A 12,697-nucleotide genomic window follows, 5' to 3' on the forward strand; every position below is an offset into this window, starting at 1 on the left:
TACTGCTGCAATCAGCCGCGCTGTTCGCTACTTTATTTTCTCCGCGACAGCGGCGTGCGTTCTTTGCACTTTCCGTAGGGTGGCCGCACTTTATATTTGTTTTTTTAATGGCTTCACGCCATCAAAAACCATCGCCGAATCACCTCGTACTGCGCCCCTTCGGCTTCGGTGCGCGAGGCCACCAGTACGAACTCGCTGGCAGACCAGCTTACCGGCACACACGCCTGCGGTTCGCCACCTGCCGTGTTGCGTAGCAGGGTGACATGCGGCACATGCGGGCGGGTGTCGACGGGATAGCCGGCAGCCTGCAGGGCGGCATTCAGGGCGCCGATCAGTTCGACGTATTGCGGCGGCGTCCGGCTCGCGCCCAGCCAGCCGATGCGGTTGTGCCGCCAGTAACCGGGGCGGTCGAGGATCAGCTCGAAGGCGTCGGCCCGAACGGTCGCGGCGCAGGCGGCCAGGTCGTCCAGCTGTTCGACCGGCGTACGGCCGAGAAACGCCAGGGTGAGATGCAGGGTATCGGCGCGCATGCGCCGGCCGCCCCAGTGCTGGTGCAGCCATTTTCCGGTGCGGTTGAGTACGGCGCGGGTGGCATCATCCGGCCACAGCGCGAAAAACAGCCGCAGCGTGGCGGGCCCGGCGGTCTCGGCCGGACCGGATTCAGTCACGCCCGATCAGGCACACCGCTTCGGCTGCGATGCCCTCGCCGCGCCCGGTGAAGCCGAGCTTCTCGGTGGTGGTGGCCTTGACGTTGACACGCTCGATGGCGATGCCGAGGTCGTCGGCGATGTGTGCCGTCATGCGTGCGATGTGCGGTGCCATTTTCGGCGCCTGCGCGATGACGGTGGCGTCGATGTTGCCGACGCGCCAGCCGCGCTCGCGTAACTGCCCGGCCACGCGGCGCAGCAGGATGCGGCTGTCGATGCCTGCAAACGCGGCGTCGGTATCCGGGAAATGGCGGCCGATATCACCCAGCCCGGCCGCGCCCAGCAGCGCATCGCTGATCGCGTGCAGCAGCACGTCGGCGTCGGAATGGCCAGCCAGTCCCTGATCGTGGGGGATATCGACACCACCGATGATGAGCTTGCGGTTGGCGGCGAAGGCGTGCACGTCGAAACCGTGGCCGATGCGGATGTCAGTCATGCAGATGCTCCAGGATGAGACTCGCCAGGCGCAGGTCCTGCGGATAGGTCACTTTCAGGTTGCGGCTGTCGGACTCGACGAGCTTCGGGCGCAGGCCCAGCTGCTCGATCGCCGACGCCTCGTCGGTCATGTCGCTGGCGGCCGCGCATAGCGCGTCGCGCAGCATGCCATGACGAAACATCTGCGGCGTCTGCGCCTGCCACAGACCGGCGCGCGGCACGGTCACCTCTACCCGGCAGTCCGGGTCGGCGCGCTTCAGGGTATCGGCCACCGGCACCGCAAGCAGGCCGCCGACCGGGTCGTGCGCGGCAATATCGAGCAGGCGTCCGAGCGCGCCCGCCGGCAGACAGGGGCGCGCGGCGTCGTGCACCAGCACCCAGTCGTCGGCCGCGCACCATCCGGCCATCGCCTCCAGGCCGTTCAACACCGTCCCGGCGCGTGCGGCGCCGCCGCAGCGCAGCACCTGCAGGCGTTCCTGCCAGGCTGACCAGTCATAGTTGTCCCACCATGCGTCATCGGGCGACAGCACTACCACCAGTCGATCGACGCGGGGCTCGCGCGCCAGCGCACTCAGCGCATGGGCAATCAGCGGCACGCCATTGAGTTCGAGGTATTGCTTGGGGCGTTCGCCGCCCATGCGCGAGCCGCTGCCGGCGGCGGGAATCAGGGCGTGAAACCGGCTCACGACTCGCCGCCGGGCGCGAGTACGTCGCGGTTGCCGTTCGACTGCATCGCCGACACCAGTCCGGCGCGTTCCATGTCCTCGATCATGCGCGCGGCGCGGTTGTAGCCGATGCGCAACTGGCGCTGCACCGACGAGATCGACGCACGGCGCGACTTCAGCACGTAGGCGACCGCCTGGTCGTACAAGGGATCGGCTTCCGCGCCCGCCTCGCCGAATTCGCCGCCGCCCTCGCCTGCCTCTTCCGGTGACTCGAGCACGCCCTCGATGTATTCGGGTTCGCCCAGCGACTTCAGATAATCGACGACGCGGTGTACCTCGTTGTCGGAGACGAAGGCGCCGTGCACGCGCTGCGGCAAGCCGGTTCCGGGCGGCAGGTAGAGCATGTCGCCCTGCCCCAGCAGCGCTTCGGCGCCCATCTGGTCGAGGATGGTGCGCGAGTCAATCTTGCTGGAAACCTGGAAGGCGATCCGCGTCGGGATGTTGGCCTTGATGAGACCGGTGATGACGTCGACGCTCGGTCGCTGTGTTGCCAGGATCAGGTGGATGCCGGCCGCACGTGCTTTTTGGGCGAGCCGCGCGATGAGCTCCTCGACCTTCTTGCCGACCACCATCATCAGGTCGGCGAGTTCGTCGATCATCACCACGATCATCGGCATGGTCTCCAGCGGCTCGGGATTGTCCGGCGTCAGGCTGTACGGATGGGTGAGCGGCGTGCCCGCCTTCTTCGCGTCGCGCACCTTCTGGTTGTAGCCGGCGAGATTGCGCACGCCGACCGCCGACAGCAGCTTGTAACGCCGTTCCATTTCACCCACGCACCAGTTGAGCGCGCTGGCGGCCTGCTTCATGTCGGTGACGACCGGCGCCAACAGATGCGGGATACCTTCGTAGATCGACAGCTCCAGCATTTTCGGGTCGACCATGATCATGCGCACCGCGCTGGGGTCGGCCTTGTACACCAGCGACAGGATCATGGCGTTGACGCCGACCGACTTGCCTGATCCGGTCGTGCCCGCCACCAGCAGGTGCGGCATCTTGCCGAGATCCGCCACCACCGGGTTGCCGGCGATGTCCTTGCCCAGCGTGACGGTGAGCGGACTCGTGCTGTCGTGATAGGCCCGGGAGCCGAGAATTTCCGACAGCCGCACGATCTGCCGCTTCGGATTGGGAATCTCCAGCCCCATGGTGTGCTTGCCGGGAATCGCCTCGACCACGCGGATGCTGATGACCGACAGCGTGCGCGCCAGATCCTTCGCCAGGTTGACGATCTGACTGCCTTTCACGCCGACCGCCGGTTCGATCTCGTAACGCGTGATGACCGGGCCGGGCGAGGCCGACACCACTTTGACTTCGACGCCGAATTCGGCGAGCTTGCGCTCGATCATCAGCGAGGTGAATTCCAGCGCCTCGGGGCTCGCGGTTTCCACCGCCTCCTCCGCCGGATCGAGCAGATGCAGCGGCGGCAGTGGCGAATCCGGCAGATCGGAGAACAGCGGCGCCTGTTTTTCGGTGACGGCACGCTCGGATTGCGGCACTTCCTTCACCACCGGCTCGATACGAATCGGCGGCGCTTCTACTCGTTTCTTCTTTTCCACCGACACCTTGGCTTCGCGTTTTTGCTGCGCCACTTCGCCCAGCTTGCGGTCGCGATACGCCTGCCAGGCCTGGATCGCCTTCCAGTATGCCTGCTCCACCCACGCACCGGTACGCTCGGCCATGCCGAGCCAGGACACACCGGTGAAGAGGCTGAATCCCACGGCCATCAGCAGCAGTAAAATCAACGAGCCGCCGGTGAACCCCAGCAGCGCACCCGCTGCAGTGCCCACGCCCGCACCCAGCACGCCGCCATGGGTATCGGGCAGCGCCACGGCCCAATGCCAGGTGCGCAGCCACTCGATGCCGGTGCTGGCCAGCAGCAGCAAGACAAATCCACCCAGTCTCAGCCAGCGTTGCCGCCCGCCCGCCAGCGGGATTTCGTTCAAATGGCGAAAGGTGTGAATGACGTAGGCCAGCGCCAGCAACACCCACCACCAAGCCGACATACCGAACAGCATCAACAGCAGGTCGGACAGCCAGGCGCCGCTTTTGCCGCCCAGGTTATGCACCGCCGCACTGTCGCCCGTGGTGCTGAAGCCTGGATCGGCACCATCGTGGGTCAGCAGAATCGCAGCCAGCAACAGTGCGGCAAACCCCACCAGCAGCGCGCGCGCTTCACGCAACAGGCGTTGCATTCGGGGCGGCAGGGGCGGAGACGAACGAGGAGCGGGACGCGCCATGGAAACGGTCAGCAGGAACTTATCGGGCGGAAAGGCTTCCGATTATACCGGGCGGGCGGCATGGAAATGTCGTCGCCATATTTGGTTAGAATAGTTCGCTTTCCCCATCACCCGAGTACAGCCCATGAGCACCGCACATCACAAACTCATCATCCTCGGCTCCGGCCCCGCCGGCTATTCCGCCGCCGTGTATGCCGCGCGCGCCAACCTCTCCCCCGTCGTCATCACCGGCCTGCAGCAGGGCGGCCAGCTGATGACCACCACCGATGTCGACAACTGGCCGGCCGACGTCGACGGCGTGCAGGGCCCCGAGCTGATGGACCGCTTCCAGCGCCACGCCGAGCGCTTCAAGACCGAGATCATCTTCGACCAGATCCACACCGCGAAGCTGACCGAAAAACCGTTCACCCTGGTAGGCGACTCCGGCACCTATACCTGCGATGCGCTGATCATCGCCACCGGCGCCTCGGCCATGTACCTCGGCCTGCCGTCCGAACAGGCCTTCATGGGCAAGGGCGTGTCGGGCTGCGCCACCTGCGACGGCTTCTTCTATAAGAACCAGGATGTCGCCGTCGTCGGCGGCGGCAACACCGCGGTCGAGGAAGCGCTGTATCTGGCCAACATCGCGCGCCACGTCACCGTGGTGCACCGCCGCGATACCTTCAAATCGGAAAAAATTCTCATCGACCACCTGATGGAGAAGGTCAAGGAAGGCAAGATCACCCTCGCCCTCGACAGCACGCTCGATGAAGTGCTGGGCGACAAGACCGGCGTCACCGGCATGCGCATCAAGAGCACCAAGGACGGCGCGACCAGGGACATCGCGCTGACCGGCATCTTCATCGCCATCGGCCACAAGCCGAACACTGGCATCTTCGAAGGCCAGCTCGAACTGGAAGGCGGCTACATCGTCACCCGCTCGGGCCGCAACGGCAACGCCACCGCGACCAGTATCGATGGCGTGTTCGCCGCCGGCGACGTGCAGGACCACATTTACAAGCAGGCCGTCACCAGCGCCGGCACCGGCTGCATGGCCGCGCTCGACGCCGAGCGCTATCTGGACGCGCTCGGCAAGACCGCTTGAGCTGAGCCATGAAGCGTGGTCGCGGCACGGCGCTGCCACCTGCCTCGCATGAGGCGCTGGCGCGCATGCGCCGCGCCTTGCGCGAGCAGGCCGCCACCCCGGGCACACTGCAGCAGGCTCCGCACAAGCCCAGGGCACCGGTAGACGGCACCATGCTGTTTCGCCGCGCCGTCGCCGACGTCGTGCCGCTGCCCCCGCCCAATCGCGCTGAAATTCCACGTCCGCGCCCCAAGCCCGTCGCCCATCAACGACGGGCCGACGAACAGCAGGTTCTGGTCGATGCCCTGTCCGACCCGTGGGATTGGGATGCAGTCCTCTCCACCGGCGAGGAACTGTTCTTCTCACGCCCCGGCGTGCCTACCGCCGCAGTGAGAAAACTGCGGCGCGGCGGCTGGGTCATCAAGGGCGAACTCGACCTGCACGGCCACACCGGCGACGAGGCACGGACGGCGCTGGCCGCTTTCCTCAACCGCTGCATGGTCGAAGACCGGCGCTGTGTGCGCATCATCCACGGCAAGGGCCACGGCTCGAAGAACCGCCTGCCGGTGCTGAAAAACAAGGTGCGCCACTGGCTGATGCAACGCGAAGACGTGCTCGCGTTCTGCCAGGCCCGCACCGTCGACGGCGGCGCCGGCGCCGTCATCGTGCTGCTCAAATCCTCGTCCCGTTAACAGCAACAGAAAGGCACACCATGAGCGAACCCGTCATCACCGACTTCGAGCTACCGTCCACTGGCAACACCACGTTCAAGCTGTCCGAGCATCGCGGCAGGAACGTCGTCGTTTTTTTCTACCCCAAGGACAATACTCCCGGCTGCACCCTTGAAGGACAGGAATTCCGCGACTTGTACACTAGCTTCGGCAAGGCCAACACGATCGTCGTCGGCGTCTCGCGCGACAGCCTCAAATCGCATGAAGGTTTCAAGGCCGCACATGGCTTTCCTTTCGAACTACTGGCAGACACCGAAGAAAAAGCCTGCGAACTATTCAAGGTGATGAAGCTGAAGAACATGTACGGCAAGCAGGTGCGCGGAGTAGAGCGCAGCACCTTCGTGTTCGATGTAAACGGGAAGCTGGTGAAAAGCTGGCGTGGGCTGAGGGCGCCGGGACATGCGGCGGAGGTGTTGGGATTTGTGCAAACGCTTTGAGCGAACGGTGCCTTGCGCTTGTCGAAGGGCCTGTCCGTTGTAATGGAGGGGTTCACAGGACGATTAAGCGTTGGCCTGGGTAGCCAGGCCAACGGTCAGTGGTTCGCGAAATCCTTTACTGCTGTTGACCGTTGACAACCCTTCGACAAGCTCAGGGCTAACAGAGGTCAAGCTAGAGCCTGTTAACACTCATTTCACAGCTGCGACGGGGCCTGTTCGAATGCAGGCCGCGAAGCGAGCCGCGCCGCAGTGCTGGCCACTGAAAGCGGCGAGTGACAAGGGATGCACCTGAACAGGTCCCGTCCCGGGGGGGGTACGGCGAAATGAGTGTTAACAGGCTCTAGCAACGGTTTTTAGCAGAAATGGTAGTTATTATTTTTTGACTTTCTCAGTACCAACCGACAATTCCTCTTTCAATTTGTCGATACTGGCCTTGCCAAAGCCTTTTACATTATCCAACTCATCCAGATGCTTGAAGTTGCCATTGGCTTCGCGGTACATGATGATTGCCTTGGCTTTCGCAGGTCCCAGACCTTTGACCACTTCGAGTTCCGACAGCGTAGCGGTATTGATATTCACTGCCGCGAAAGCCGGAAGCACCATCAATCCCAGCAACACCAGCAGACTCTTATGCAGCTTGTTCATACTTCCTCCTTTAAAGGTTATTAACCGTGAGCGCATGCCCACGCAGCTAACTTACCTCCAGACGGAGAAATGGGATATACAACTAAAGTTGTAGATAAACGACAACCGCATGATTTAATTATGAAAATATTTTCATCCCAAGCGAACAGGCAATAAAAAACCCCCTCTGAATGAGGGGGTTTTATTGTACCTTTTTGGTACGGATAAGGAGTCTGACGATGACCTACTTTCGCAGGCGAATGCCTACTATCATTGGCGCGGGAGCGTTTCACCGTCCTGTTCGGGATGGGAAGGGGTGGTTCCACTCTGCTATGGTCGTCAGACAAAGGGGTGGGGATCGAGGTTTTCCTGGATCCCGCATTCGAATTGTCCGGGGTGCCTTGCGATCTTTCGACCGCTCAGCCGACTGTCTTGTTCACACCGCGCTGACTTGAATCAAATCACGCGGTGCGTCTGGAAGAAGGTTTTGTTGGGTTGAGACCGCATCGCATACACACGCTGCATGCTTCTCAAAATTATAGGATCAAGCCTCACGGGCAATTAGTACGGGTTAGCTTAACGCATTACTGCGCTTCCACACCCCGCCTATCAACGTTGTGGTCTTCAACGACCCTTCAGTGCACTCAAGGTGCAAGGGATATCTTATCTTCAGGCAAGTTTCACGCTTAGATGCTTTCAGCGTTTATCTCTTCCGTGCTTAGCTACCCGGCGATACGACTGGCGTCATAACCGGTACACCAGAGGCACGTCCACTCCGGTCCTCTCGTACTAGGAGCAGCCCCCGTCAAATATCCAGCGCCCACGGCAGATAGGGACCAAACTGTCTCACGACGTTTTAAACCCAGCTCACGTACCACTTTAAATGGCGAACAGCCATACCCTTGGGACCGGCTACAGCCCCAGGATGTGATGAGCCGACATCGAGGTGCCAAACTCCCCCGTCGATATGAACTCTTGGGAGGAATCAGCCTGTTATCCCCAGAGTACCTTTTATCCGTTGAGCGATGGCCCTTCCATACAGAACCACCGGATCACTATGACCTGCTTTCGCACCTGCTCGACGTGTCAGTCTCGCAGTCAAGCCTTCTTATGCCATTGCACTATCAGTACGATGTCCGACCGTACCTAGAAGACCTTCGTACTCCTCCGTTACACTTTGGGAGGAGACCGCCCCAGTCAAACTGCCCACCATGCACGGTCCCCGATCCCGATAAGGGACCTAGGTTAGAACCGCAACGACACCAGGCTGGTATTTCAACGTCGCCTCCACGAGAACTAGCGTCCTCGCTTCACAGGCTCCCAGCTATCCTACACAAGTCCCGTCACAGTCCAATGCAAAGCTACAGTAAAGGTTCATGGGGTCTTTCCGTCTAGCCGCGGGGAGATTGCATCTTCACAAACATTTCAACTTCGCTGAGTCTCGGGTGGAGACAGTGTGGCCATCGTTACGCCATTCGTGCGGGTCGGAACTTACCCGACAAGGAATTTCGCTACCTTAGGACCGTTATAGTTACGGCCGCCGTTTACCGGGGCTTCGATCAAGAGCTTGCACCCCATCAATTAACCTTCCGGCACCGGGCAGGCGTCACACCCTATACGTCCACTTTCGTGTTTGCAGAGTGCTGTGTTTTTATTAAACAGTCGCAGCCACCATTTCACTGCAACCCCATCGGCCTTCGCGAGTAAATCACTACAACCTACCGGGGCGCACCTTATCCCGAAGTTACGGTGCTAATTTGCCGAGTTCCTTCACCCGAGTTCTCTCAAGCGCCTTAGAATTCTCATCCTACCCACCTGTGTCGGTTTGCGGTACGGTTCTCGTTTACCTGAAGCTTAGTGGCTTTTCTTGGAAGCTTGGTATCAGTGACTTCGGCTCCAATGGAGCACCGTCATCGTGTCTCGACATTAACCCCCCGGATTTGCCTAAGGGATCTGCCTACTCACTTAAACCGGGACATCCAACACCCGGCTCACCTAACCTTCTCCGTCCCCACATCGCAGTAAACGAAAGTACGGGAATTTTGACCCGTTTCCCATCAGCTACGCATCTCTGCCTCACCTTAGGGGCCGACTCACCCTGCGCCGATGAACGTTGCGCAGGAAACCTTGGGTTTTCGGCGAGGGGGCTTTTCACCCCCTTTATCGCTACTCATGTCAGCATTCGCACTTCTGATATCTCCAGCATCCATTACCAGACACCTTCGCAGACTTACAGAACGCTCCTCTACCATATGCACAAAGTGCATATCCGAAGCTTCGGTTACGTGCTTAGCCCCGTTACATCTTCCGCGCAGGACGACTCGACTAGTGAGCTATTACGCTTTCTTTAAAGGATGGCTGCTTCTAAGCCAACTTCCTAGCTGTCTATGCCTTCCCACATCGTTTTCCACTTAGCACGTCATTTGGGACCTTAGCTGTCGGTCTGGGTTGTTTCCCTCTTGACACCGGACGTTAGCACCCGATGTCTGTCTCCCATGCTCGCACTTCACGGTATTCGGAGTTTGCTATGCCGCAGTAAGCCGCAATGGCCCCCACTAACATTACAGTGCTCTACCCCCGTGAGTGATACATGAGGCGCTACCTAAATAGCTTTCGAGGAGAACCAGCTATCTCCGGATTTGTTTAGCCTTTCACCCCTATCCACAGCTCATCCCCTAATTTTTCAACATTAGTGGGTTCGGACCTCCAGTGCGTGTTACCGCACCTTCATCCTGGCCATGGATAGATCATCCGGTTTCGGGTCTACGCCCCGCTACTATGCGCCCTATTAAGACTCGCTTTCGCTTCGCCTCCCCTATTCGGTTAAGCTCGCAACGGAACGTAAGTCGCTGACCCATTATACAAAAGGTACGCAGTCACCCCTTGCGAGGCTCCCACTGTTTGTATGCATGCGGTTTCAGGATCTATTTCACTCCCCTCCCGGGGTTCTTTTCGCCTTTCCCTCACGGTACTGGTTCACTATCGGTCGACTACGAGTATTTAGCCTTGGAGGATGGTCCCCCCATGTTCAGACAGGATTTCACGTGTCCCGCCCTACTTGTCTCATGCCTAGTTCCACACTCTTGTTTTCGCGTACGGGGCTATCACCCACTATGGCCAGACTTTCCAGACTGTTCCACTAACAAGAATGCTAAATCATGAAGGCTCTTCCCAATTCGCTCGCCACTACTATGGGAATCTCGGTTGATTTCTTTTCCTCGAGCTACTTAGATGTTTCAGTTCACTCGGTTCGCTCTACCTGACCTATGTATTCAGCCAGGAGTACCCTTACGGGTGGGTTCCCCCATTCGGAAATCTCCGGATCAAAGCTCTATTGCCAGCTCCCCGAAGCTTATCGCAGGCTTACGCGTCCTTCATCGCCTGTAGTCGCCAAGGCATCCACCACATGCACTTAGTCGCTTGACCCTATAATTTTGAGAACTCAATACGCTTGCGCACATCAAGTCTCGCATTACAGGTGTGTTTGCTTTCCACTCCACCAGGCTCGGCGCCCAACAGAATGGTCGATACAATTTCAACCCATGTTGATGCATTCATCACAAATGCATCACCTTCTTCCAAATTTTTAAAGATCAGCCGTTACGCATAAAGCGTAAGCACTAAAGTCATCGACTTCACTGCTTACGATTCACACTGATAGGTACTACACAAATCCCAGCCCTGGCCCCTAGACCCTAACTCCTAGTGACTGGTGGAGGATGACGGGATCGAACCGACGACCCCCTGCTTGCAAAGCAGGTGCTCTCCCAGCTGAGCTAATCCCCCGTTTTCAGATTCAAGACCCAAGGCCCAAGAATCAAGAACCTACTCTCTTGCATCTTGTATCCTGCATCTTGCTTCCCTCAACTGGTGGGCCTGGGAAGACTTGAACTTCCGACCCCACGCTTATCAAGCGTGTGCTCTAACCAACTGAGCTACAAGCCCGGCTTCACCGTTTCGTCAATCGAAACGATTTCTAAACAACAACCGATAGGTGTGAGTGTTGACGCGGCTTTCTCTAGAAAGGAGGTGATCCAGCCGCAGGTTCCCCTACGGCTACCTTGTTACGACTTCACCCCAGTCATGAAACCCAGCGTGGTAAGCGCCCCCCTTGCGGTTAGGCTACCTACTTCTGCCAGATTCCACTCCCATGGTGTGACGGGCGGTGTGTACAAGACCCGGGAACGTATTCACCGCGACATGCTGATCCGCGATTACTAGCGATTCCGACTTCATGCTCTCGAGTTGCAGAGAACAATCCGGACTACGATCGGCTTTCTGGGATTGGCTCCACCTCGCGGCTTGGCAACCCTCTGTACCGACCATTGTATGACGTGTGAAGCCCTACCCATAAGGGCCATGAGGACTTGACGTCATCCCCACCTTCCTCCGGTTTGTCACCGGCAGTCTCATTAGAGTGCCCTTGCGTAGCAACTAATGATAAGGGTTGCGCTCGTTGCGGGACTTAACCCAACATCTCACGACACGAGCTGACGACAGCCATGCAGCACCTGTGTTCCAATTCCCTTTCGGGCACCCCCGCATCTCTGCAGGGTTCTGGACATGTCAAGGGTAGGTAAGGTTTTTCGCGTTGCATCGAATTAATCCACATCATCCACCGCTTGTGCGGGTCCCCGTCAATTCCTTTGAGTTTTAATCTTGCGACCGTACTCCCCAGGCGGTCAACTTCACGCGTTAGCTTCGTTACTAAGGGATTTCACTCCCCCAACAACCAGTTGACATCGTTTAGGGCGTGGACTACCAGGGTATCTAATCCTGTTTGCTACCCACGCTTTCGTACATGAGCGTCAGTGTCATCCCAGGGGGCTGCCTTCGCCATTGGTGTTCCTCCACATCTCTACGCATTTCACTGCTACACGTGGAATTCCACCCCCCTCTGACGCACTCTAGACTACCAGTTCAAAACGCCATTCCCAGGTTAAGCCCGGGGATTTCACGTCTTGCTTAATAATCCGCCTGCGCACGCTTTACGCCCAGTAATTCCGATTAACGCTCGCACCCTACGTATTACCGCGGCTGCTGGCACGTAGTTAGCCGGTGCTTCTTCTGCTGGTACCGTCATTAGCACACGATGTTAGCGCGTACCGTTTCGTTCCAGCTGAAAGAGCTTTACAACCCGAAGGCCTTCTTCACTCACGCGGAATGGCTGGATCAGGCTTTCGCCCATTGTCCAAAATTCCCCACTGCTGCCTCCCGTAGGAGTCTGGGCCGTGTCTCAGTCCCAGTGTGACGGATCATCCTCTCAGACCCGCTACTGATCGTCGCCTTGGTGAGCCATTACCCCACCAACTAGCTAATCAGACGTCGGCCGCTCGAATAACGTGAGGTCTTGCGATCCCCCACTTTCCCCCTCAGGGCGTATGCGGTATTAGCGCGACTTTCGCCGCGTTATCCCCCATTACTCGGTACGTTCCGACGCATTACTCACCCGTTCGCCACTCGCCACCAGGTGCAAGCACCCGTGCTGCCGTTCGACTTGCATGTGTAAAGCATTCCGCCAGCGTTCAATCTGAGCCAGGATCAAACTCTTCAGTTCAATACCTGCTATTACTTCAAATACTTCTGTCGCTCAACTCAAACTCGCTCCGCTAAATAAATAACAGAGCTTGATTCAAGTGTGAGCATCTATGCTAGTTGCCAGACCATAAAAAACCAGTCCAACTACCGCATCAACACCCACACCTATCGGCTGTAAATTGTTAAAGATCAATCGATTAGCA

Annotated in this window: 8 protein-coding genes, 2 tRNA genes and 3 rRNA genes; 3 read left to right on the forward strand and 10 right to left on the reverse strand. The window is 58.8% G+C overall.

What is annotated here, in order from left to right:
* Positions 1 to 113: 113 nt before the first annotated feature.
* Genes thpR through B059_RS0106770 form a run of 4 tightly spaced genes read right to left on the reverse strand, consistent with a single transcriptional unit; the run spans position 114 to position 4,101 of the window.
* On the reverse strand, positions 114 to 668 hold the full coding sequence (gene thpR, locus B059_RS0106755; RefSeq protein ID WP_018077488.1) for an RNA 2',3'-cyclic phosphodiesterase: 555 nt from the start codon (positions 666 to 668) through the stop codon (positions 114 to 116).
* Positions 661 to 1,143, reverse strand: a complete 483-nt coding sequence (ispF, locus tag B059_RS0106760; protein WP_018077489.1) for a 2-C-methyl-D-erythritol 2,4-cyclodiphosphate synthase — start codon at positions 1,141 to 1,143, stop codon at positions 661 to 663. Before ispF ends, thpR begins: the two co-directional genes overlap by 8 nt.
* Entirely contained in the window at positions 1,136 to 1,828 is a 693-nt protein-coding gene (gene ispD / locus B059_RS0106765; RefSeq protein WP_018077490.1) for a 2-C-methyl-D-erythritol 4-phosphate cytidylyltransferase, read from the reverse strand. The genes ispF and ispD overlap by 8 nt, the downstream gene beginning before the upstream one ends.
* On the reverse strand, positions 1,825 to 4,101 hold the full coding sequence (locus B059_RS0106770; RefSeq protein WP_018077491.1) for a DNA translocase FtsK: 2,277 nt from the start codon (positions 4,099 to 4,101) through the stop codon (positions 1,825 to 1,827). Before B059_RS0106770 ends, ispD begins: the two co-directional genes overlap by 4 nt.
* 124 nt (positions 4,102 to 4,225) lie before the next feature.
* Between B059_RS0106770 and trxB the strand changes: the two genes are divergently transcribed.
* Genes trxB through B059_RS0106785 form a run of 3 tightly spaced genes read left to right on the forward strand, consistent with a single transcriptional unit; the run spans position 4,226 to position 6,332 of the window.
* On the forward strand, positions 4,226 to 5,185 hold the full coding sequence (trxB, locus tag B059_RS0106775; protein ID WP_018077492.1) for a thioredoxin-disulfide reductase: 960 nt from the start codon (positions 4,226 to 4,228) through the stop codon (positions 5,183 to 5,185).
* Between the two features lie 8 nt (positions 5,186 to 5,193).
* Positions 5,194 to 5,856 (forward strand): Smr/MutS family protein, encoded by a 663-nt coding sequence (locus tag B059_RS0106780; RefSeq protein ID WP_018077493.1) that lies wholly within the window; start codon positions 5,194 to 5,196, stop codon positions 5,854 to 5,856.
* A gap of 20 nt (positions 5,857 to 5,876) precedes the next feature.
* Complete coding sequence (locus B059_RS0106785; RefSeq protein ID WP_018077494.1) at positions 5,877 to 6,332, forward strand: peroxiredoxin; 456 nt, start codon at positions 5,877 to 5,879, stop codon at positions 6,330 to 6,332.
* A gap of 372 nt (positions 6,333 to 6,704) precedes the next feature.
* Here B059_RS0106785 and B059_RS0106790 read toward each other — a convergent pair whose 3' ends face one another.
* The 6 genes from B059_RS0106790 to B059_RS0106815 form a co-directional block, all read right to left on the reverse strand.
* Complete coding sequence (locus B059_RS0106790; RefSeq protein WP_018077495.1) at positions 6,705 to 6,977, reverse strand: ComEA family DNA-binding protein; 273 nt, start codon at positions 6,975 to 6,977, stop codon at positions 6,705 to 6,707.
* 210 nt (positions 6,978 to 7,187) lie between these two features.
* A 5S ribosomal RNA gene (gene rrf / locus B059_RS0106795) occupies positions 7,188 to 7,300 on the reverse strand.
* A 196-nt stretch (positions 7,301 to 7,496) separates the two neighbouring features.
* Positions 7,497 to 10,382: ribosomal RNA gene (locus tag B059_RS0106800) — 23S ribosomal RNA — on the reverse strand.
* 284 nt (positions 10,383 to 10,666) lie between these two features.
* Positions 10,667 to 10,742 (reverse strand) — tRNA-Ala (locus B059_RS0106805).
* Between the two features lie 82 nt (positions 10,743 to 10,824).
* Positions 10,825 to 10,901, reverse strand: a tRNA-Ile gene (locus B059_RS0106810).
* Positions 10,902 to 10,978: 77 nt separating this feature from the next.
* A 16S ribosomal RNA gene (locus B059_RS0106815) occupies positions 10,979 to 12,513 on the reverse strand.
* The 16S, 23S and 5S rRNA genes sit together here with 2 tRNA genes alongside, the layout of an rRNA operon.
* Between the last annotated feature and the right edge of the window lie 184 nt (positions 12,514 to 12,697).

The sequence above is a fragment of the Thiobacillus denitrificans DSM 12475 genome (genome assembly GCF_000376425.1).
GTDB lineage: Bacteria > Pseudomonadota > Gammaproteobacteria > Burkholderiales > Thiobacillaceae > Thiobacillus > Thiobacillus denitrificans.